27 protein-coding genes are annotated in these 21,825 nt (G+C 34.0%); 20 read left to right on the top strand and 7 right to left on the bottom strand.

The window, feature by feature from the left end; all coding sequences use genetic code 11:
- Nucleotides 1-50: 50 nt before the first annotated feature.
- Entirely contained in the window at nt 51-293 is a 243-nt protein-coding gene (locus ACLHDE_RS12995; RefSeq protein WP_415396832.1) for a hypothetical protein, read from the top strand.
- Nucleotides 294-315: 22 nt separating this feature from the next.
- On the opposite strand, the gene ACLHDE_RS12990 is transcribed toward ACLHDE_RS12995, so the two are convergent.
- Genes ACLHDE_RS12990 through ACLHDE_RS12980 form a run of 3 tightly spaced genes read right to left on the bottom strand, consistent with a single transcriptional unit; the run spans nt 316 to nt 3,480 of the window.
- The gene (locus ACLHDE_RS12990) at nt 316-969 is read right to left on the bottom strand and encodes a glucosaminidase domain-containing protein (protein WP_415396831.1); all 654 of its coding nucleotides are present in this window, start codon (nt 967-969) and stop codon (nt 316-318) included.
- Nucleotides 966-2,216, bottom strand: coding sequence for an SPL family radical SAM protein (locus ACLHDE_RS12985; RefSeq protein ID WP_415396830.1), 1,251 nt, complete (start codon nt 2,214-2,216; stop codon nt 966-968). Before ACLHDE_RS12985 ends, ACLHDE_RS12990 begins: the two co-directional genes overlap by 4 nt.
- 10 nt (nt 2,217-2,226) lie before the next feature.
- Complete coding sequence (locus ACLHDE_RS12980; RefSeq protein ID WP_415396829.1) at nt 2,227-3,480, bottom strand: diguanylate cyclase; 1,254 nt, start codon at nt 3,478-3,480, stop codon at nt 2,227-2,229.
- A gap of 171 nt (nt 3,481-3,651) precedes the next feature.
- On the opposite strand from ACLHDE_RS12980, the gene ACLHDE_RS12975 reads away from it, so the two are divergent.
- The 11 genes from ACLHDE_RS12975 to ACLHDE_RS12925 all read left to right on the top strand — a co-directional run bounded on the left by ACLHDE_RS12975 (nt 3,652) and on the right by ACLHDE_RS12925 (nt 10,762).
- A complete protein-coding gene (locus tag ACLHDE_RS12975) occupies nt 3,652-3,996 on the top strand; it encodes a hypothetical protein (protein ID WP_415396828.1) in 345 nt (114 codons plus the stop codon).
- Between the two features lie 300 nt (nt 3,997-4,296).
- Entirely contained in the window at nt 4,297-4,410 is a 114-nt protein-coding gene (rpmJ, locus tag ACLHDE_RS12970) for a 50S ribosomal protein L36 (RefSeq protein ID WP_011371958.1), read from the top strand.
- Nucleotides 4,411-4,412: 2 nt separating this feature from the next.
- Entirely contained in the window at nt 4,413-4,775 is a 363-nt protein-coding gene (rpsM, locus tag ACLHDE_RS12965) for a 30S ribosomal protein S13 (protein ID WP_373004768.1), read from the top strand.
- 10 nt (nt 4,776-4,785) lie between these two features.
- Nucleotides 4,786-5,178: a 30S ribosomal protein S11 gene (gene rpsK, locus ACLHDE_RS12960; RefSeq protein WP_415396827.1), complete on the top strand. Its 393-nt coding sequence runs from the start codon at nt 4,786-4,788 to the stop codon at nt 5,176-5,178.
- An 11-nt stretch (nt 5,179-5,189) separates the two neighbouring features.
- On the top strand, nt 5,190-5,816 hold the full coding sequence (rpsD, locus tag ACLHDE_RS12955; RefSeq protein ID WP_008339077.1) for a 30S ribosomal protein S4: 627 nt from the start codon (nt 5,190-5,192) through the stop codon (nt 5,814-5,816).
- 23 nt (nt 5,817-5,839) lie between these two features.
- Nucleotides 5,840-6,838, top strand: coding sequence for a DNA-directed RNA polymerase subunit alpha (locus ACLHDE_RS12950; protein WP_415396826.1), 999 nt, complete (start codon nt 5,840-5,842; stop codon nt 6,836-6,838).
- A gap of 14 nt (nt 6,839-6,852) precedes the next feature.
- Complete coding sequence (gene rplQ, locus ACLHDE_RS12945; RefSeq protein ID WP_415396825.1) at nt 6,853-7,203, top strand: 50S ribosomal protein L17; 351 nt, start codon at nt 6,853-6,855, stop codon at nt 7,201-7,203.
- An 88-nt stretch (nt 7,204-7,291) separates the two neighbouring features.
- Nucleotides 7,292-8,509, top strand: a complete 1,218-nt coding sequence (locus ACLHDE_RS12940) for an aldo/keto reductase (protein ID WP_415396824.1) — start codon at nt 7,292-7,294, stop codon at nt 8,507-8,509.
- Nucleotides 8,510-8,593: 84 nt separating this feature from the next.
- The gene (locus ACLHDE_RS12935) at nt 8,594-8,869 is read left to right on the top strand and encodes a NifU family protein (protein WP_415396823.1); all 276 of its coding nucleotides are present in this window, start codon (nt 8,594-8,596) and stop codon (nt 8,867-8,869) included.
- A gap of 14 nt (nt 8,870-8,883) precedes the next feature.
- Entirely contained in the window at nt 8,884-9,477 is a 594-nt protein-coding gene (locus ACLHDE_RS12930) for a hypothetical protein (protein WP_415396822.1), read from the top strand.
- Nucleotides 9,467-10,762 (top strand): UDP-N-acetylmuramoyl-L-alanyl-D-glutamate--2,6-diaminopimelate ligase, encoded by a 1,296-nt coding sequence (locus tag ACLHDE_RS12925; RefSeq protein WP_415396821.1) that lies wholly within the window; start codon nt 9,467-9,469, stop codon nt 10,760-10,762. Before ACLHDE_RS12930 ends, ACLHDE_RS12925 begins: the two co-directional genes overlap by 11 nt.
- Nucleotides 10,763-10,765: 3 nt before the next feature.
- On the opposite strand, the gene ACLHDE_RS12920 is transcribed toward ACLHDE_RS12925, so the two are convergent.
- Genes ACLHDE_RS12920 through ACLHDE_RS12910 form a run of 3 tightly spaced genes read right to left on the bottom strand, consistent with a single transcriptional unit; the run spans nt 10,766 to nt 13,301 of the window.
- Nucleotides 10,766-11,527 carry a glycerophosphodiester phosphodiesterase gene (locus tag ACLHDE_RS12920; RefSeq protein ID WP_415396820.1) on the bottom strand — a complete coding sequence of 254 codons (762 nt, stop codon included), beginning with the start codon at nt 11,525-11,527 and terminating at the stop codon, nt 10,766-10,768.
- A complete protein-coding gene (locus ACLHDE_RS12915) occupies nt 11,524-12,744 on the bottom strand; it encodes a 1-acyl-sn-glycerol-3-phosphate acyltransferase (RefSeq protein WP_415396819.1) in 1,221 nt (406 codons plus the stop codon). The genes ACLHDE_RS12920 and ACLHDE_RS12915 overlap by 4 nt, the downstream gene beginning before the upstream one ends.
- A gap of 14 nt (nt 12,745-12,758) precedes the next feature.
- Entirely contained in the window at nt 12,759-13,301 is a 543-nt protein-coding gene (locus ACLHDE_RS12910; protein ID WP_415396818.1) for an outer membrane protein, read from the bottom strand.
- A gap of 149 nt (nt 13,302-13,450) precedes the next feature.
- Between ACLHDE_RS12910 and ACLHDE_RS12905 the strand changes: the two genes are divergently transcribed.
- From ACLHDE_RS12905 to tkt, 6 genes are read left to right on the top strand one after another with little or no spacing between them, the layout of a single operon-like run.
- On the top strand, nt 13,451-13,825 hold the full coding sequence (locus ACLHDE_RS12905; RefSeq protein ID WP_415396817.1) for a (2Fe-2S) ferredoxin domain-containing protein: 375 nt from the start codon (nt 13,451-13,453) through the stop codon (nt 13,823-13,825).
- A gap of 9 nt (nt 13,826-13,834) precedes the next feature.
- Nucleotides 13,835-14,200, top strand: coding sequence for an aspartate 1-decarboxylase (gene panD, locus ACLHDE_RS12900; protein WP_373036773.1), 366 nt, complete (start codon nt 13,835-13,837; stop codon nt 14,198-14,200).
- A gap of 11 nt (nt 14,201-14,211) precedes the next feature.
- Nucleotides 14,212-14,517, top strand: a complete 306-nt coding sequence (locus ACLHDE_RS12895) for a YbaB/EbfC family nucleoid-associated protein (RefSeq protein ID WP_415398546.1) — start codon at nt 14,212-14,214, stop codon at nt 14,515-14,517.
- Complete coding sequence (locus ACLHDE_RS12890) at nt 14,518-15,522, top strand: PDZ domain-containing protein (RefSeq protein WP_415396816.1); 1,005 nt, start codon at nt 14,518-14,520, stop codon at nt 15,520-15,522.
- A gap of 34 nt (nt 15,523-15,556) precedes the next feature.
- On the top strand, nt 15,557-16,405 hold the full coding sequence (locus tag ACLHDE_RS12885) for a polyprenyl synthetase family protein (protein WP_415396815.1): 849 nt from the start codon (nt 15,557-15,559) through the stop codon (nt 16,403-16,405).
- 17 nt (nt 16,406-16,422) lie between these two features.
- Entirely contained in the window at nt 16,423-18,342 is a 1,920-nt protein-coding gene (gene tkt / locus ACLHDE_RS12880; RefSeq protein ID WP_415396814.1) for a transketolase, read from the top strand.
- 183 nt (nt 18,343-18,525) lie between these two features.
- Here tkt and ACLHDE_RS12875 read toward each other — a convergent pair whose 3' ends face one another.
- Nucleotides 18,526-20,082 carry a SagB/ThcOx family dehydrogenase gene (locus tag ACLHDE_RS12875; RefSeq protein ID WP_415396813.1) on the bottom strand — a complete coding sequence of 519 codons (1,557 nt, stop codon included), beginning with the start codon at nt 20,080-20,082 and terminating at the stop codon, nt 18,526-18,528.
- Between the two features lie 98 nt (nt 20,083-20,180).
- Here ACLHDE_RS12875 and ACLHDE_RS12870 point away from each other — a divergent pair, with 98 nt between their 5' ends.
- The gene (locus tag ACLHDE_RS12870) at nt 20,181-21,620 is read left to right on the top strand and encodes a protein adenylyltransferase SelO (protein WP_415396812.1); all 1,440 of its coding nucleotides are present in this window, start codon (nt 20,181-20,183) and stop codon (nt 21,618-21,620) included.
- Nucleotides 21,617-21,793 (top strand): hypothetical protein, encoded by a 177-nt coding sequence (locus tag ACLHDE_RS12865; protein WP_415396811.1) that lies wholly within the window; start codon nt 21,617-21,619, stop codon nt 21,791-21,793. The genes ACLHDE_RS12870 and ACLHDE_RS12865 overlap by 4 nt, the downstream gene beginning before the upstream one ends.
- The last annotated feature ends 32 nt before the right edge of the window (nt 21,794-21,825 follow it).

The raw sequence follows: 21,825 nt of genomic DNA, 5'->3' as shown, positions 1-21,825 counted from the left end.
GAAAAAGTTGACTCCGATAATATACGAGAATATATATTAAAGGATAAACTATGTTTAAAGTTATTGTAGAAAAAGAGTGTAACTGTTTTATAAAAAGTGATTTTCAAAATGGTGTTGAAATAGCATCTAAAGATGATGCTCTTATGAAGTCAATAGAAATGAGAGACCATATGAACGATGAGTTCTGTGGTAAACACGAATTTAAAGTCCAAGAGGCCGGCAATAATTTTGTTATTGCATTTGCTGAGTCAACAAGTAACGGTTGTTGTGGTGGTGGATGTGGAAGTCATTAAGACTTTCCACTTCTAAATTTATTTATTTATCGTAGAGATAAAACTTATTATATTTTATCATAGAAGTTAGTTCTTTGCCATATTTAGCACCAATCTCAGAGTAACGATCTAATTTTTTTACAAGTTTATATGGATCATTTGTTTGCATTTTTAACTTTCTAAACTCTTTAAATGCATGAGAACGACCCAAGTTCTTATAGTAGTCTCTTACAGAGTCTTTAATACTCGCATACTTTTTAAGCCATATTGTTTTACTGCCCCTTTTCCCACTTGCAGCAATTCTAGGCTCATTTTTGTTAAATGACCAAATACCAAAAATATTAGTAGCTTTTTTAAAAAACTTAGAAGTTGCCCAGGCGCTTTCCATCGCTGCTTGTGCAATAGCTATACTTCTTGGATGTGGTTTTAAAGCCATCAGTAACTCTTTATCACTCTTAACCTTATAAGTTTTTTTAAGTTTAGCTATTCTTTGTTTGTACTTTGAATTAGTAAGATTTTTAGATATATCTTTAAATTGTGTATTTAGTTCTTTGTAAACAGCATCTACAGCAGGTACTATCAGTTTGCGAAAGTTTGCTTTTTTTTCTTTTATACTTATTGGTTTTGACTCTTTAGCTATTAAAGTGTTTGAGAAGATTAGCAGTGTCAAAACTAGGGTGATTTTAAAAATTTTCATATCAGAAACTCCATATTTAGTTTTTTAGAGTATGAACTTAGCATAGCTCTTTCAAAGTCGTTGTTTGTAGAGTATTGGTAACCAAAAGTTTTACTCCACATCTCATGCTCTTCCATACAAAGATAAAAAAACACATCTTTATGCCAAGGAGTAAAACTCTCAAAGCCGTGTTTAAACATCTCTACTTTTATAGAATCTGGGTAAGAGCTTTTACCACTTGCATCCTCTAATGGCATCTGAGTTATCTTGCTTCTAAACTCTCTATCTCTAAGCTGTTTGATAACAGGTTTTATAAAGGTAAGAGTACCAAAGCTAACAAGTGCGACTTCATTAGATTTAAACTCATTTAAAAGTCTGGCATAAACTTGCGTATAATCACTTAGATAGTTTTCATATTGGACTATGGGGTGAAAGTGAAAACCAACTTTTACACCCTTGTCTGCTACAGCCCTAGCTGATGCTAAACGTTTCTCAAGAGAAGCACTTAAATGCTCTTCATTTTCAATAATAGTTGGAGTGTTTAGTGACCAAGTACAAAGTATATTACTTGGTACATCATGCTCTAAAAAATACTTTATGTTGTCTGATTTTGTTTTAAATTCTAAGATAACATTTGGATTTTGTTTTGCAAAAAGAAAAAGAGCATCTAAAATGCCTTCACGATTTCCCCACATTAAAGAGTCAGACGCTTGACCTGTACCTATATGGTAAGTTCTGTTTTTATCAAGGTTTAGGTTCTTTAGTTTATCTGCAAAGTTGCTATCAAAAGTGATGGTATTTTGATTGTAAAAACTCTGAATAGAGCAGTATGAGCAGTCAAATCCACAACTCTCTACTGCATCTAGAGTTAAAAGATTACAACACCTTGTTTTCTCAGATGCAACAGGACAAAGTCCAAGACCAAAGCCATCTTTAGCTTCTGTTTTAAAAGTGAATTTTTGTTCTTGAGGTATATTTTTAAGCTCGAAGTTCTTATAGGAATTTGGCTTGTTGCGTATATCTTCATAAGCTTTGCGAAGTCTGGTAAAAACAACCTTTTTTTGATCGTGAGCAGGAAAAATTTCTGTTATATTTTTTTCATCCCAGATGCTAAGGTCTCTAGCAATATCTACGATTTGTTTTATCTCTTGATGAGAAAATCTTAAGTCGAGGGATTTATTTTTTATAAACTCTTGTTCGTCTGCAGGAAGCTTTAGAAAAAGAGTGTTTTTAATAGAATTATTAAATTTGTTTAAGTATGTATTCATAGATACTATTTTATTCCTTAATCTCAACTCTATTTCTACCACTCTCTTTTGCAGTGTAAAGTGCTTCATCTGAGAGTCTAATCATATCTTCAAGTGAATCTGAAAAACCAAAATATATACCAGTAGATACTGTATATGATATTTTAGTCCCATCTGCATCTATTACATTTTTTTCAAAATTTTCTCTTATTTTCTCAAATAGTAGCTTTGTGTCTTCAAGGGTTATATCTTCAAGAAGTATACAAAACTCCTCTCCACCAAAACGTGCCATAAGATCCGAAGCTCTTAGATTGTTATCGAGAATATTTTTCACTTCTTTAATAGCTATATCACCAATGTCATGTCCATAAGTGTCATTTATATTTTTGAACTTATCTATATCTATCATCGCTACTGCAAGTGGAGTATTTTTTCTTTTATTTTTCGAGTATATAGAATTTCCATTCTCAAAAAAGTGGCGTCTGTTGTATGCGCCTGTTAAGAAGTCTTTATTTGCCATATCTCTGATTTTTCCAAAAAGGTCTAAAAGTTCCAAGTTAGAGTTTACTCTTGTGATTATTTCATTATGGGTAAATGGTTTGTTTATAAAATCATTTGCACCAAACTTTAAAAACTTGCTTATTACATTTTGAGCTTCAGCAGAACTAATAACAATAATACCAAGTTGATCTTTTTTAGCTTCTTCTCTGATTTTAAAGGTAAGATCAAGTCCATTCATCTTTGGCATCTCATAATCTGTAAGGACAAGAGAAATATTGTTTTCTTTATTTGATAGTATTTCTAATGCTTCTTTACCGTCAGAAGCTTCAAGAACATTAAGTTTAATTTTTTCTAAACTATCCCGTAAAATCTGTCTATAGAGTTTTGAGTCATCTACAACTAAAACAGTTGTGTCATAATTTTTTAAAGTTCTAGATATCTCTCTAACAGCAAACTCTATACTTAAAGGATCATTTTTTAAAATAACATCAATGACATCTTTTTTAAGTATGGAGTTTTGTACTTTTTCATCTATAGTCCCTGTGAGAACAACTGAAGGGATATGATGAGAATTTGCCAGTCCAACAATTTCTCCGTCTAAAGCGTCAGGAAGACTAATGTCAAGCAGTGCAACATGAAACTCGCCTTTATGTTCTCTTAGCAAATGAACAGCTTCTTTATAGCTTGAAGCATAGAAAGGCTCTATATTACTATGTTTTCCTAACTCTACTTTTAGCATAGTTAGAACTGTTTGACTATCATCAACAACTAAGACTTTTTTCATAAGATATTCCTATTAATATTTATTAACTAGTTGACTCTAATTGTAATTGTAACTGTAACTGATGAAGATTAGATTAAAGAAGTAAATTATATTGCAAAGTGTCATTTTTTTAATATCAAGTCATGAGATAAGTTAGAATATTTAAATTACTATAATTATTAGGAGTTTAAAATGATTTTAGGTAAATGTCCATACTGTGATGCTGGATCGATTGAAGTAAGAGATAAAGAAGTGAGTGGAAAAAAAGTAAAACTATATGCTTGTTCAAACGCAAATTGGAAAACAGAAGATGGGGAGATGTATGAACTTACCCAAGAGTCTACTTGTGACTTTAAAATTTGGCAAAACGCATTAGCCCGATACGGAAAATGGCTTTCATACAAAGAGGTAAGAGAACTTCTAGTAGATGAGTCAGTTGAAGTAGAATTACTAAGTAAAAAATATGGCAAAAAAGTTTACTATAGTAAAAATATAGTATTAAACCAAGAGTATGGAGTAAGTGTTTTATGGGATTAATAAAACTTTTAAATTAATTTGGGTACAATCCTCATCCGCTTTGCTGTTTTAACACAAAACAAGAGTATTTCTATCCGTATATGCTATATATAGATAAAAGTATTGGCAAGCTAAATTGTTCTCGATGATAGATGCAAATTTTATGAGAATAATGCTGAACTGCCTACATGCAGCAAAGACAAAGACAAAACTAAAATTCATAAAGTAGAGGTTGTTCTCTCACGTGAAACGTGAAGTTTTAGTGACTGAGCGAAAACGCAACTTAGTTGCGATTTTGTGAGATTAATATAAAGGCTTTCAATGAAAGTACGTGCTTCAGTAAAGAAGATGTGTGATGACTGTAAAGTTGTCAAAAGAAAAGGCATTGTAAGAGTAATCTGCAAAGTTAAAAAACATAAACAGAGACAAGGATAACCATGGCTCGTATTTCTGGTGTAGATTTACCTAAAAAGAAAAGAGTAGAGTATGGTCTAACATACATCTATGGTATTGGTTTACATGCTTCTCGTCTAATTTTAGACGCGACAGGCATTGACTATAACAAAAGAGTTTTCGAATTAAACGAAGCAGATGTAGCAGCTATTACTGCGGAAATCCGTGCCAACCATATGGTTGAAGGTGATTTACGTAAGAAAGTTGCTATGGATATTAAGGCACTTATGGATTTAGGTTCATACAGAGGTCTTCGTCACCGTCGTGGTCTTCCATGTCGTGGTCAAAAAACAAAGACAAATGCGCGTACTCGTAAGGGTAAACGTAAAACTGTCGGCGCAGCATAAGGATTAACGAATGGCAAAAAGAAAAGCTGTTAGAAAAAAAGTAGTAAAAAAGAATATTGCACGTGGTATCGTTCATATCGCTGCATCATTCAATAATACACTTGTAACTATTACAGATGAAATGGGTAATATGATTGCTTGGAGTTCTGCTGGTAGCCTTGGTTTCAAGGGTTCTAAAAAATCTACTCCATTCGCGGCTCAAGCAGCTGTTGAAGATGCAGTAGCAAAAGCACAGGTTCATGGTATTAAAGATCTTGGTATTAAAGTACAAGGTCCAGGTTCAGGTCGTGAAACAGCTGTTAAAGCTGTTGGTGCAATCGAAGGCATTCGTGTTACATTTATGAAAGATGTTACACCATTACCACACAACGGTTGTCGCGCACCTAAGCGTCGTAGAGTTTAAGGAGATTACTGATGGCAAGATATAGAGGTCCAGTAGAAAAAATCGAAAGAAGATTCGGTGTAAGCCTTAACTTAAAAGGTGAACGTCGTTTAGCAGGTAAATCTGCATTAGAAAAAAGACCTTATGGTCCTGGTCAACATGGTCAGCGTCGTAAGAAAGTTTCTGAGTATGGTTTACAACTTAATGAAAAGCAAAAAGCAAAATTCATGTATGGTGTTTCTGAGAAGCAATTCCGTGCATTATTTGTTGAAGCAAAAAGAAGAGAAGGAAATACAGGTACTAACCTTATTACTTTAATTGAAAGCAGACTTGATAATGTAGTTTACAGAATGGGCTTTGCTTCAACTCGTCGTTTTGCTCGTCAACTTGTTACTCACGGTCACCTACTTGTAGATGGCAAAAAACTAGATATTCCTTCTTACCGCGTTAAACCTGGTCAGAAAATCGAAGTTCGTGAATCAAGCAAGAAAAACAATCAAATTGTTCGTGCTATGGAATTAACTAATCAAACTGGTTTAGCTCCATGGGTTGATATCGATGCTGATAAAGTATTTGGAATCTTTACTCGTTTACCTGAACGTGAAGAAGTTGTTATACCTGTAGAAGAGCGTTTAATCGTTGAACTTTACTCGAAATAATAGTTAATAAAAGGCGTTAGAGAATGAAAAAAATTAAAACTACTCCACTTGCTCCTCAAGAATTTGAGGTAGAACAGATTAGTGAGAATGAAGCTAACATTATGGCATACCCTTTTGAAACAGGTTATGCTATCTCTTTGGCTCATCCACTTCGCCGTTTTTTATTAAGTAGTTCAGTTGGTTACGCACCAATTGCTATTAAAATCGAAGGGGCTAAGCATGAGTTTGACTCTGTACGTGGTATGCTTGAAGATATTTCGGATTTTATCCTAAACCTTAAAGAGATTCGCTTTAAGCTTAAAGATGAAGCTTCTGAAGCAGAAATAAGCTACAGCTTTGCTGGTCCATGTACTATCAAAGGTGCAGACCTTGGCAATGATGAAGTTGAAGTGGTAACACCAGACGCTCCACTTGCAACTCTTAATGAGGACTCTAACTTAAACTTTGTGATTAAAATTGCACAAGGTATCGGTTATGTTCCAAGTGAAGATACTCACGATGAACTAGAAGATGGATATATAGCACTAGATGCTTATTTTACTCCTGTTCGTAGTGCAACTTACAAAATTGAGAATGTTCTTGTAGAAGACAATCCTAACTTTGAAAGAGTAATTTTAAATATTAGAACTGATGGACAAATTTCTCCATTAGATGCATTTAAAAACTCATTAGAAGTTATGTATGCTCAATTAGCTGTATTTAATTCAGAGATTAGTATAAAAGCTACAACAACTATCGAACGTGTTGAAGAAAACCCTGATCTTAAAAAGCTAGTAACTCATATTGATAGTTTAGGTTTAAGTGCAAGAAGTTTTAACTGTCTTGATCGCTCAAGTATTAAACTAATAGGTGAGATAGCATTAATGAGTCAAAATGACCTTAAGAATGTTAAAAATCTAGGTAAAAAATCATATGATGAGATCGTAGATAAATTGCAAGAGTTTGGTTTTGCAGTTGGAGCCGATCTTGCAGATGATGTAATTAGTGCATTAAAAAAGAAAATAGAAGCCGCACAGGCTTAACAGAGGAATAAGAGATGAGACATCGTCATGGATACCGTAAACTAAGTCGTACAAGTGCACACCGTGCTGCTTTACTTAAGAACCTTAGTATTTCGTTAATAGAACATGGTAAAATTGAAACTACTGCTATCAAAGCTAAAGAGTTACGTTCATACGTTGAAAAACTTATCACAATTGCTGGTAAGAATGACTCTAACGCTCACAGATCAGTATTCGCTGCGCTTCAAAGTAAAGAAGCAACTAAAACTTTAGTAAACGAAATAGCTCCTAAGTACGTTGATCGTGCTGGTGGATATACTAGAATTACTAGAACTCGTATTCGTCGTGGTGACGCAACTACTATGGCATTTATTGAATTAGTTTAACAACTACATTCGATATCTTATTTGGGCTTTCGCCCAAAATCCTTCAACTTCCCAATTCTAAAATACTTTAAATACAAAGAGAGACAAAATGAGTAATTTCGCATTTGGAACTTATAGAATAAGTGATTACAATCCTCAACATATAGAAGCATTAAAAGAAGCTATAGAAGCTGGAATAACGATGATAGACACATCCTCTAACTATATGGATGGTGGAGCTGAGAGAGCAATAGCTTTAGCATTTAGAGAGTTTGACGAAAATGTAAAGACAAGAGTAGAGATAGTTAGCAAGGTTGGATATATCCAAGGTGTTAATATGCACAGACATAAAGATGAGCCTTTTGAAGAAGTTGTAGAATTTTCTAAAGATTGTTTTCACTCTATCTCAAAATCTTTTATACAAGATCAATTGACAGAGTCTCTAAAACGTCTTGAAATAGAGAGGTTAGACTGTTTTTTATTACATAATCCGGAGTACTATCTCCTAGATGCTATTAACAAAAAAGTTGATAAAGATGACAGACTTGATGAGATGTATAGACGACTCTACAGAGCTTTTGTAGCACTTGAAGAGGAAGTTAAAAATGCAAGAATAACTTCTTATGGAATAAGCTCTAATAGTTTTTCCAAAAATCAGAACTCTGATGAGTTTTTACCTTATGAAGATCTTATAACAATAGCAGATAGAGCATCTGAAGAAGTTGGAAATGATACACATAGTTTTACAACAATTCAGCTACCGATTAATATTTTAGAGCATGAAGGTCTAAAGTGTGCTTCATGGGCAAAAGAGAATGGACTAAGAGTTTTAGTAAACAGACCACTTAATGCCCAACATGAAAAACTAATGTATAGATTAGCTGACTATGATGAGCCAAAAGAGTACTACCATCATTTAAATGAACTGCTTGAAGTTTGTGACAATGAGATGCTAAGACCACTTTATAATCTTCTAGAAGAGTTAGATGCTTCAAAGCATAAGTTTGGTTGGATTGGTGATTATGACTCTTTCTTTTATGCTCAGATTATTCCCCATATGAGAACTTCTTTAGATGTTATAGATGATAAAAATAAAGAAACTATGCTTAACTTTATAGATCTGTTTTTTATAGAGTATAGAAAAATGGTTCTTCATGAGTGTTCTAAAAACACAAGAACTCAGTTAAAAGAGTTTTTCAAAGAGTGTGATTCAACTATGCAAGAATGTTCTTTAAGATTTCTAATGCAAATAGATAGTATAGACTATATACTTGTAGGGATGAGAAAACCAAGCTATATACATGAAGTTTTATCCTTAAAAGACTAAAAATAATAAGGTAATTTGATTTTTTATGACTTGTTAAGCGATTTTGTCATATTTTATGTACATAGAATACTTAAAGGAGAATAGATGATTCCATTCAGTGACGAAGAGTTAATGAATCCTGTGCAAGTTGCGATAGATAAAATTCGTCCTTCATTAGCATTAGACGGTGGAGATATAGACTTTATAACTGTAAAAAATGGAAATGTTTATGTTCAGTTAAAAGGTGCATGTATAGGATGTGCAAGTAGCGGAAGTACACTAAAGTATGGTGTAGAAAGACAACTTAAAATGGATATACATCCAGAACTAATTGTTATAAATGTACCTGCAGGTATGGAAAACGATATAGATAATCTTTAAAACAAGTGAAAAAAATGAACGCTATCAGTAAACATAAAACGCTATCACAAGCTAAAGAGTCCTTTAGTAAATCAGAGTATAAAAATGCATTAGAAAAGTTTGCAGTAGTTTTGCAAGACTTCCCTAACTCAAAAGAGGCATATAATGGTGTGATTCTTTCTGAAATGGCTCTGAGTGGTGAGGGTGGTGCTGAAGCATTATTTGATTATTATGAAATATTAAAAGATGAAGATAAAGAATCAGCAGATAATATTATGAGAGACATCTTACAGACTATGGATGGAAATACGGATAAACTTAGTGAAATATTTGCAGAACCTTTACGTGAAAAATTAGAATTTGAAGATGGAATACTTTATCAAGATTTTAAAGCCATTTTAGATAAGGGTGCAGGGTTTAAAGAGACTTTTGAGAATATCATGTTTTCGACACGTGTGATAATTACTCAAAAAGAAGATTTTATAGATTTTTTAGAAAACCTTATTGAACATGGTTTTGCAGAAATGGCACTTACTTACTTAGAAAATGCACTTAGTGTTTATCCTAGTGACGAGTTACTAAGAAAACTACTTAAAAAGTTGGCAAAGAGTAAAAAAAGTGAAAATTGAATTACCAAATCAAGCGTATAAATACATAACAGAAAACTCTTCTGAGTGCTCTGCAGATACGGCATTTGTTCTAAGTGCTCAAAATAAAAAATACCTTCAAGATGCCAAAGACAATGATGCACATTCAATAATTAACATCAAAGAAATTGCTTCACTATTTGGTATTGATAAAATTAAAATAGTTGGAATTACAGGAACAAACGGAAAGACTACAACAGCTAGTGCAATCTACTCTTTTTTGCTTGATTTAGGCCATAAAACTGCGATGCAGGGAACACGTGGTTTTTTTATGAACGATGAAGTTGTGGAGGGTAAATCTCTTACAACCCCAAGTGCATTAAATACTTATAAGCACATTTACCAAGCAGTAGAAGCAGGATGTGAATTTTTTATTATGGAAGTGAGTTCTCACGCAATAGTTCAAGAGCGTATTGAGGGTCTGAATTTTGAGTTAAAAATACTTACTAATATCACACAAGACCATTTAGACTATCATAAAACTATTGGTGAATATATCGCTGTAAAAAATAGTTTTTTTCAAGATGAAAGCAAAAAGCTTATAAATAAAGATGAGCCAAAAGCAGCATTCAATATCAAAAATACTTTTACGTACGGCATAGAAAACAATGCATCATATAAACTTATGGCATATTCATTGAACGATGCATCTAGTGGTATTATTCAGCACTTTCAAGAGGTAGTCCCATTTACATCATCACTTCATGGTTTTTTCAACCTTTATAATTTAATGGCTGCTATTGGTGCGGTTGATTTGTTGGTTGAAGAGAAGTTAGAGAAGATAGTTGAAGTTGTAGATAACTTTGCTGGTGTAAGTGGTCGAATGGAGCAGGTTTGTGAGCTTCCAAATGTTATAGTTGATTTTGCTCATACTCCAGATGGTATGCAACAGGTTTTAAATGCTCTAAAAGAGAAAGAACTTTTAGTTGTATTTGGAGCTGGTGGAGATAGAGACAGACAAAAGAGACCTTTAATGGGTAGGGTTGCAGCTAGTTTAGCAAAGAAAGTTTATGTCACAAGTGATAATCCAAGAAATGAAGATCCACAAGCAATTGTCGATGATATCTTAGAGGGTATTGAGGATAGAAGTATCGTTAGTATTGAGTTAAATAGAAGAAAAGCTATAGAGATGGCACTTGATGACCAAGAAGAGGGAGAGGTTGTTGTTATACTAGGAAAGGGTGATGAAGCTTTTCAGTTAATATATGATAAAAAATTGCCATTTGATGATAGAGAAGTTGTTAGAGAACTTCTACATATCAACTAATTACTACAAATAATCAGTAAAAACTCCATTTATTCCCATATCAAATAACTGTTGACGCCTTTTAGAATCGTTAACAGTATATATATTTATGTAAAAACCAGCATCTCTTAATATATTAACTATTTTTTTATCTACAAGTTTATCATTAAAGTGATAAGCATCTACATTCAATAATTTTAGATACTTTACAAGGTCTTTTGGATGCTCACTATCAACTAGTGCAGCTGTAGGTATACTTGGCTCTATCTTTTTAAATAGTTGCAAATACTCATGTCTAAAAGAAGATATAAGAATAAACTTCTGTGTTTTAGAAGCTTTTATCTCCTCAAGTATAATTGATACAACGTCTTGATCACTAAAAGAGTTATGCAAATCTTTTATCTCTATATTTAGATATAGTTGATTCTCTTTTATAAATTTTAATACTATTTTTAAAGTAAGTAGTGGTTCAGGCTTTATTTCATTAGTATAAAACCAACTTCCATAATCAAGATTTGACAGTTCTTCATAACTGAAATCTGAAAGCTTATATGGAGCGCGTGTTTTATAAGCTTCTTTCTCTTTTACGTTTGTAGTGCGATCTAGCGTTTCATCGTGCATGATAACGGCGACTTTATCACTGCTTAACTGTACATCAACTTCTATAAAGTCGCAATGTCCTACGCTCTCTTTAAGAGCAGAAAGAGTGTTTTCAGGGCGAATTGAGCGTGAACCTCTATGCGCTCCTATGAGACCTTCTCGTTTAAAGAGCTCTAAGAAACTCACATCTCATCCTCAATAGTTTTTTTTACAAACTCTGTAAGTTCATCATAACTCATATTACCAGGATAAATGGGTTTTAGGTATGTAAGTTTAATTTTTTTAGGTCTTGGAAAGATTTTCCCACTTGGAAGTGCTTCAAAACTACCGTCTATTATTACGGGGACTATAGGTACATTATGTGTTTTTGAGAGCATAGCAAAGAATGGTCTAAACTCCAGTAACTTTCTATCTCTGGTTCTTGCACCTTCTGGAAAAATTACTAAGTTTTTCTTTTTTTTCAGAGGCAGAGATGCGTGCAGCATAGTGTTTTTTAAATTTATATTAGCATCTATTAGGATTGATTGACCATATTTGGCGATTGGATTGAAAAAAGTTGTTCCAAAAACTTGTTTAAATGCAAGAAAGAAAGTGTTCCTCAAAATAGAATAGGGAAGAGTAGCTTCAATAAGAAAACCATCTAACATACTTTGATGTGTCGGAGCAATGATACAAGAAGTGTCTGGAATATTTTCAATACCTTTTACTTCAAGTCTAAAAAAGAGTTTGAAAAAGGGCAAGAGAATAGTTTTATATGTAAACATGATAAAAGGAGAGAAAATAAGCTTTTCATCATGTTCTTCTTTTAATATATTTTCCCACTCTATCTTAGTCGGAGTGATGTACTCTTTATGCTCTTTAATATATTCATATAACTCTTGCATAGTCATAATGTTAGAGAATACCTTCTCATCTATCTTAACCCCATAACTATGCTCAATAAATACAAATAGTTCTACATAATCAAGTGAATCTAGTCTTAAGTCTAGCTCTAGATGTGAAGATGGTAAAATAATCGCATCGCTCATTGTGCAGAGATATGATTTTATAGTTTGGTAAAGATTGTCACTAGGTTCATCTTCAGAAATTTGCAGACTTTGTTGTGTTTTATTCAAAAGTTTTTTTATTGCAGTTGTATCAAATTCTCCAGAAGCTGTTTTTTCCAAAGGATGAGTAGAGATAAAATAGCCTCGAATCTTTTGAGATTCTTCTACTTCCATGTTATAAAGCTCTACTCCGTACCAGCGGATTTCACTCTCTATATTAATAATATGTTCGGATTTTAATGTTTGAAAGTTAGGATAGATAAATGCAAAAGGATGCCCATTTTCTATAGTAACGACTATCTCTTTTATAAATGGACAAAGAATTAAAATTCTATCTTGGATATCGTGCAAGTTCATTTGCTATTCTCCCCTTAAAATCTTACGTTAATCCCTATATAAGCACCATTTATGTGTGAGTCTATTTCATCGCTTGTTGCTGAGACTTTTTCATAAGATACATATTTGTAGTCATAACCTACTTCAATATCTAAATCTTCATTGATTGGAATAAAGAAACCAAGACCAAGATTAAAGCTACTGTAGTTTATAGAACTTTGTTCAGCACTATTTACATCAAAATAACCGGCACCAAATCCAGCTTTAAAGTAAGGATTTATAATAGTATTCCAGTCAAATCCTTTAACCAGTTCAACATTCATCCCAAACTTGTCACTATCTTTTCCTGTTGTTGAAAATACCTTTGTGTCATTTTTAAGATAGTCTAACGAAAACTCTATAGCGTAAGCTTCTCTATCTCCATAACCTACCTTTAGTTTTCCCATTTCAGCTGTATTAGTAGTACCAGCAACGTCTGAAAATGTTTCGTGCATATAACCGGCGCCTACACCGATGTATAGTGTAGATTCTGAGTATAGAGATGTAATTAGTAGAGAAAATAGTAAAATCTTTTTCAAATTATTGACCTTATGATTGTTTAAATTTATAGTTTGAATTATAGCTAAATAGTTGCTACAAAGCTTAAATATTTAAACTTGTTTTTGTGAATGAGGTTTTATATTTATATTTTTGCTATAATTCCGTTAAAAATCTAAGGATAATTTATATGGGAATTCCTCAACCAGCATTTTACATGTTTAAGTGTGAGCAATCAGCTCCTCCAGGTATGCCAAAACCATCATGTGTCACACCACAAACTCAAGACCTTTTTCAGCATCTTGCAACTAAGTTAATGCAAGAAGGAATCATGGGAACAGTTCAACCAATTCGTACTTCTTGTATGAATCGTTGTTCTTCAGGTCCAGTAATGCTAGTTGAACCAGGACATGTTATGTATGCAGGTCTTACTAAAGAAAAAATTGATAGAATAGTGGCAGAACATATTATTGGTGGAAATGTAGTTTCTGAATATGTAATCGATTCAGAGCAGTGGGATGAGCCAATTTCTCCAGCTGATATGAAAAAACAGATGGGAATGTAGGAAAAATAGATGACTATAGAAATGTTGTACAGCAAAATACATCGTGCTACTGTTACAGATGCCAACTTAAATTATGTTGGTTCTATTACAATAGATGAAGAGCTTTTAGAAGCTGCAAAGATGAGGGTTGGACAAAAAGTTGAGATTTTAAATGTCAACAATGGTGAGAGATTCTCTACATATATTATATTAGGTGAACGCGGTAAACGAGATATTTGCTTGAATGGTGCAGCTGCAAGAAAAGTTCACAAAGGTGATAAGGTTATTATTGTTGCATATGCGACTTATGATGAGAAAGACCTTGAAACTTATAAACCAAAAGTTGTTATCTTAGATGATAATAACGATATTGATTATGTTGCGGATAGTATCTAGTGTTCGGAAATATGGGTGATATGAGTAAAATGCTTGAAGGTATGCAAGAAAATGCTGCCAAACTTCAAGCTGAACTTGAATCTAAAACTTTTAATGTAAAAAGTGGCGGAGGAATGATAGAATTGAGTGTTAACGGAAAAGGTGAAGTAATTGATTTGACAATTGATGACTCGCTTATGGATGATAAAGACTCTCTTCAAATATTACTTATGGGTGCGATAAGCGATGCCAATAAAATGGTTCAACAAAACCAGCAAAATAGTGCAATGGGCATGCTAGGTGGAATGGGCGGAATGAACCCTTTTGGATCAAAATAAATGTTTAGGCTATTCTTAGCTCTAAACTTTCTTCTTTTAAATTTATTTGCCTGTAAAGGTGGATATGACTCTTGTAAACTTAAAATCACTCATTCTCAAGCTATTAAAAATAATTCTATACAAATTCCTATCTTAAAAAATAAAAAACTTGTTTATTCAAAATATCTTCCAAATGCAAAAGTTATAAAACACGATCCATTTCTTTCCTTATATCTTATAGAAGATAGAAAAAAATTTAAATATCCCTTTAAAATAAATAATCATCTCTCGCTTGGTGTAGCTTCTGTAGATAAAAATAGAGCAATAGAAGGCAGAATTAAAAAGAGACAAATTGGTCTGAACAGTTTTGCTACATTTAGTGAAAAAGTTTACACACCATCTCTTTTATTGAACAGCTGTTGTGCTTTAGAGGGAATTGTAACACCTCAGGGAATAATTGAAAAAGATTATATAGAGAGGTTTTTAAAGTCTAAGAGAAGCACTTATGGTGATATAGGAATAAGAGTCAGAGATAAAAACAAAGCTGTTGTTATACACAGAGTAAATCCATTTATCGAAGATAATCCATTTTTAATAGGTGATGTTATTGTAAGTATAGATGGTAAAAAAGTTTATAACTCTGCTGATTTAATGAAAAAAATATTATTCTCGAGTATAGGTACTAAGCACAGCGTTAAACTAAAAAGAAAATCAAAATATTTAAATTTTAAAGTAAAGACTAAAAAAAGATATGGTGGTGGTCATATAAGTGATACCTTTTTAGAACAAAAAGGGATTTACTTTAGTCCTAATCTGAGTATTTTAAAAATTGCTAATGAGTTTGAGGGCTATGGACTTATAGTTGGAGATAGACTTATGCAAGTAAATGGTAAAAAGGTAAGAAATATAGCTGACATAAGAGAACATATAAGTGATTTTAAATATTTTGCGTCTCTTTTGTTTGAGAGAGATAGCTTTCAATTTTTTGTAAATATTGAAGGCAAGCTAAAGAGTTCTAAAGATTAATCAGCATTTAACGAGAGTATATATATAATTTCATATGCAAAATTTTGAAGCCTTTTTATTAGAGAATTTACCGACATCAAAGAGTATTCATCCTAGTTATGAAAAAGCTCTATCACAGATGTTAATCGCTGGTGGAAAAAGGTTTAGACCTGCTCTTCTTTTAGGTGTTGTCAGTGCGTATAACTCACTTATGTTAGACAGTGCAAGACACGCTGCTTATGCTGTTGAGTTACTACATACTTACTCGCTGATTCATGATGATTTACCCGCTATGGATGATTCGCCACTTCGTCGTGGAGAACCGACACTGCATGTACTTTATGATGAAGTAACAGCAATACTTGTTGGAGATGCTCTAAATACTTACTCGTTTGAAGTTTTAAGTCAAGCACCTTTTTCAGACTACACAAGAGTAAAGCTAATACAAGAACTAGCTAAAAACGGTGGACTAAACGGAATGGTTTTAGGTCAGGCAATTGATTGTTATTTTGAAAACAAACCACTTAAAATTGAAGATATAAAAGTTCTTCATATAAATAAAACAGCAAAACTTATAGCAGCATCTCTAAAGATGGGTGCTATCATAGTTGGCAAAGAAGAAGTAGGTGAAAAGCTTTACGACTTTGGAATCAAACTTGGGCTTCTTTTCCAAATCCAAGATGATATTTTAGATGTCACACAAAGTTCTGCAGAAGCTGGAAAGCTAACAGGGAATGATGAAGATAAAAATAGTTTTGTAACTATTTTAGGTTTAGATGAGGCAATGAATGAAGCCAACGCATTGGCGAATGAATTAACACAAGAGTTGAGTAGTTTTGATGAGAACTTACAAAATGAGTTGTCTCCACTACTAATAAAATATATAAATAGACATAAAAACTAAAATAAGGCAATTCAAATATGAGTAATGTAATGCGTCAAAAGATGGCAGATTCAATAAGATTTTTAGCAGCAGATATGGTTCAAGCGGCAAATTCTGGTCACCCAGGTGCACCAATGGGACTTGCAGATATTGCTGTAGTTTTAAGTGAACACTTAAACCACAACCCTAAGAATCCTAACTGGTTAAACCGTGACAGATTAGTTTTTTCAGGTGGTCATGCAACAGGTCTTATCTACTCTCTTTATTATCTTTGGGGATATGGTCTTGAAGTAGAGGATTTAAAAAACTTTCGTCAACTAGACTCTAAAACTCCAGGGCATCCAGAGTATGGTCACACAGCAGGTATCGAGATTACTACTGGCCCTCTAGGTCAAGGTATTGCTAATGCTGTTGGTTTTTCTATGGCTTCAAAATTTGTTGGCGCTCAGGTAAATTCTGAGACAGCAGAATTGATTGATCATAATGTTTACTGTTTATGTGGCGATGGCGATTTAGAAGAGGGTCTCTCTTATGAGGCTTGTTCTATCGCTGGACACAACAAACTTGACAACTTAATCCTTATCTACGATTCAAACCGCATTACTATCGAAGGTTCTACTGACTTAAGCATTAGTGAAAATATCCGTATGCGTTTTGAATCTCAAGGCTGGGATGTTTTAGAGTGTGACGGTCATAACTTTGATGAGATAGATGCATCTATTACTACTGCAAAGTCAAACACTAAACCGACTATTATCATAGCAAACACTATCATAGCTAAAGGTGCTGGGAAACTTGAAGGCTCTCACCATTCTCATGGTGCTCCGTTGGGTGAAGATGTTATAGCTCAAGCTAAAACTGATGCAGGATTTGATGCAGAGAAAAAGTTCTTTGTTGACGCGGATGTTATGGCTAGATTTAGATGCGCTATTGAAGATGGTGATTTGTTAGAACGAGAATGGATTCACAGACAAAAGACTCTTCCATTGATGGAGCAAAACGAAGCTCTTGCAGCACTTCAAAATCCTGATTTTTCTCGTATTGATTACCCTGTGTTTGACAAAGCAGATGCTACTCGTAGTACAAACGGAAAAATCATGAATGCTATTGCTAGAGGAGTTCCAAGTTTCTTAGGTGGTTCTGCTGACCTTAGTCCGTCAAACAAAACAAACCTAAATGACATGGGTGTTTATCCAAAAGGTAGAAATATCTACTTCGGTATTCGTGAACACGCAATGGCATCTATTGTAAATGCAATGGCACTTTATGGTCCGCTTTTACCTTTCTCGGCTACATTCTTTGTATTTTCAGATTACCTAAAACCAGCTGCTCGCATCGCAGCACTTACTGGCATCCAACAGTTCTTTATCTGGACTCACGATAGTATCGGTGTAGGTGAAGATGGTCCGACTCACCAGCCAATAGAGCACTTATCTCAATTTCGTGCACTTCCAAACTTCTACGTTTGGAGACCTGCAGATGGTGCTGAAAATGTAGAGGCTTGGAAAGTGGCTTTAGAGATGAGCAAATCTCCATCGGCATTTGTATGTTCTCGTCAAAACCTTGCAGTTCTTCCAATACCTGTAGCTGGTGAGATTTCAAAAGGTGGTTACTTACTTGCGACTGATGAAAATGCAGTTATTACTCTTATGGCTAGTGGAAGTGAAGTTGAACTTGCTCTAAAAGTTAAAGAGACACTAAACGGTATGGATGTACCTGTAAATGTTGTTTCAGTTCCTTGTTATGACCTTTTCATTGAGCAAGATGCATCTTACATCTCGTCTATCATAAAAGAGGGAACTAAAACTGTAGCCATTGAAGCGGCTCGTGGTTTAGAATGGTATAGATTTGCCGATACTGTTATTGGTATGGACAGCTTCGGTGCATCTGCTCCAGCAAGCCAGTTGTTTGAGAAGTTTGGTTTCTCAGTAGATTCTATTTTAGAGAAAATAAAATAATTATAATGATTTAAATAAAGGGAGATATTAGATTGAAAATTGTATTAATTGTAATATTGATTGATTTTTTTATCTTCTCTATCTCTTTGATTTTTGTTGATAATGAACGTCAAGTGTTAGAACAACAAAATCAAGAATATCATATGGATAGATATGGATATTCTTGGAAAGTTAACAAGTAGTTTAGCTCTCATACGCAGGTTTGGTCATAATTCGACTATCCACATAACCACGACCAACAGTAAAATGATACAAAATTTGAAAACGATTGTTTTTAAGTCCCAATACTCTATGCATATCATCATCTAAAAAACATCCTATACCGGTTCCAGATAATCCCATAGAAGTAGCTTCAAGATATAGTTGTTGACCTATGGCTCCACACTCCCAGTATAGTTCTTTGTATCTGTGTGCACCGTACTCTTGTAGTTGCTGTGAAAAATTACACAGCATACCAAGAGAAAATGCCCCATCACTGGCAATGTTTTGACTACAACTAATAGCTTTGGAAGTCATCGTAAAATCTTCAGTCTGCAGACAATATAAGTTTTCTAACTCTGTTTGGTTCCACTTAAATTCATCATGCATCTGTCTGCGTAACTCTTCTTTGTCTCTCTCGTTTCGTATAAGTATGTAAAGACCTGATTCATAATCTTCGATCTGATGGACAAAGATTGCTAAGTGAGCTGAGTTCTCTTTTGCATCCTGAGATGAAACTACACTTTTTAAGATTATATGAAACTGCTCTTTTGTAATAGTGGAGATATCTTTTTGCATCATATGAACGCTTCTTCTGCTAAGAACTACATCCTTAGACTCCCTGCTTGGAGTTCTGATAAGGCTGCTCTTTGGAGTTGTTTGTTGAGCTATATGAGGAGTTGAAGTCGCGTCTTCTATAGCTGGGATGATATCCCATTTTTGCATAGTTGGACTTAGTTTGTTTGCTATTCCCTCAAACTTTAGTGGAACACTTTCTATTAGTCCATCTATAGATATTGAGGGATTAACCTCTTGAGTAGAGATTACAAAAAGCATATCTGGTTTTTCTGATTCGAAAAACCTTTTCTCTTGAGATAGTCCTAAAAGAGTAGATATGTCAGAATCGCTTACACTATCGAGTCTAGTGATTTTCCATCCCAGCATCTTCGCAGATACTACAAAAGATTGCCATGCATGTCCGGCATCTAGCTGAGTATAGCGAAATGCACGCTCTCCATACTTCCAAACTTCACGCCAAGAGATGCTAGATAATCCTACGAGAAAACTGTGTTCTGGCAGTTTGTCCCAAAACGAAGTATCAAAACTTGCAAGAGTCTCAAGAGCATGTTCTTTTGGCGTGTAGTGAAAAGTGCAACTCTTTTTATTTTGCTCTTTTAAAAGAGGGGGTAAAATTACATAGACTTCAGTCGGATGAAGATTACCGCTAGAAGCGTTACATCTAACTGCCCAAGAACTCCCACCTGATTCTTTGTAGGCAGCAAGCCCCATAGAAAACTGCAAAAGCTGAGAGATAGACTCTTTTACAATAGGAGCTGAGGGTAGTTGTGCATCTAGTAGATGATAAGGGGGAGTTTTGTTCTCTATTGCTAGAGGAAGCTTTAAAACTTCTGCACCATTGTAAACTCTAAATGGATCGGGTTGTGTAGCCCAATCCATAAAGCCAAGAGATTTCGCATAACGATGTTGTGCATGTTTAGTAGTTTCGTGGTAATTATATACCATCTGTAGTGATTTATTCATGTTGGTAGTGTAATAAACTTTCCTTAAATCACTCTACAGAAAAAAGTTTATTTTTTTTACATAGGTTTTTTTAATAAGTCTAATGTTAAAACATAAGTATGAAACTATCACAATTAAAACTTACTACTCCATACAGAGAACTTGATTCTATATTTTTTGATGAAGTAGAACCGACACCACTGAAAAATCCTTTTCTTATCTCTGCATCTAAGGATGCCGCAAAACTCTTAGGAGTAGATGAGGATATAACTAAAGATGAAAATCTAGTAGATATAGTAAATGGAACGTATAAACTGGAAGGTTCAGATACTTTTGCCATGTGTTATGCAGGTCATCAATTTGGTCATTTTGTTTATAGGCTTGGAGATGGGCGTGCTATAAATCTTGGTAAGGTAAATGGCCAAAACTTACAACTTAAAGGCTCAGGTCTTACACTTTACTCTCGTATGGGAGATGGCAGGGCAGTTTTACGTTCATCTATCCGTGAGTATCTAATGAGTGAAGCGATGCATGGTCTTGGCATCTCTACTTCACGAGCATTGGCTCTTATTGGAAGTGAAACGGATGTAGCAAGACAGGAAAGAGAAAAGGGCGCTATAGTTCTTCGTCTATCTCCGACTTGGGTTCGTTTTGGCACATTTGAGTACTTTAACTTTAGAGGCGACCATGACAAGGTTCAAAAACTCGCAGACTATGTTATAGATGAGTCATTCCCACATTTAAAAGATGAAGAGGGAATGTATGTGAAGATGTATGAAGAGATAGTAAAAAATACAGCGACAACGATTGCTTCGTGGCAGAGCGTAGGTTTTAATCATGGAGTTATGAACACAGATAATATGTCAATAGATGGGCGAACTATAGATTACGGACCTTTTGCATTTTTGGATGATTATGAGTCTGGATATGTTTGTAACCATACAGATGTAGATGGTCGCTACAGTTTTAAAAACCAACCAGGCATCGCTCACTGGAACTTGCAAAAACTTGCAGTTGCACTATCGTCCATAGTAAATCATGATAGAGCTTTAAAAATTTTAGAGGAGACTTTTGGTTCTACGTATGAAAAAGAGTATCTAAGCATTATGTACAAAAAGATGGGAATTTATGAGAGGGATGAGAAAGATATAGAACTCTTTAAGTGGATGCTGGGCTCTTTAGAGAGTGCAACTATAGACTATACTCTCTTTTTTAGAACACTCTCTCACTATGATGGAGATAAAAAAAGCATCTTAGAAATGGCAGTATTTCAAACTCCGCTTAGTGAATGGCTGGATGCTTATGATGAAAGACTTAAAAAAGAGAGTTTCTCTGATAAAGAAAGACACATTCAGATGCTAAGCGTAAATCCGAAATATATTTTGAAAAACCACATCCTACAAGAAGCTATAGAAAAAGCACAAGAGCATGACTTTACTATGATAGAGGAGCTTTTAGTTGTAGCACTTGCTCCTTTTGATGAACATAAAGAGTTAGAGCGTCTTTGCAAACTAGCTCCAATAGAATCTAAAAATATTAAGTTAAGTTGTTCATCATGAAAGAGTATAAAACCATAGAAACTCTAATCAAAGAAAATAAAAAACTCGTAGAAGTAGAGTTGATGGTAACTCCAGAAGAGTTAAAGACTTTTGCAACTTATTGCATAAAAAATGATATCAAGTTTAATGATTGGATTCGCAAACTTGCCTACATTGATTTGAAAAAGAATTAAACTTATTCAGATTAACTTTAATAACATTGAAA

Source organism: Sulfurimonas iocasae, from assembly GCF_047716755.1.
Classification (GTDB): Bacteria; Campylobacterota; Campylobacteria; order Campylobacterales; family Sulfurimonadaceae; genus Sulfurimonas.
The sequence above is the reverse complement of the archived record's forward strand: the minus strand, read 5'-3'. Positions and strand labels throughout refer to the sequence as shown.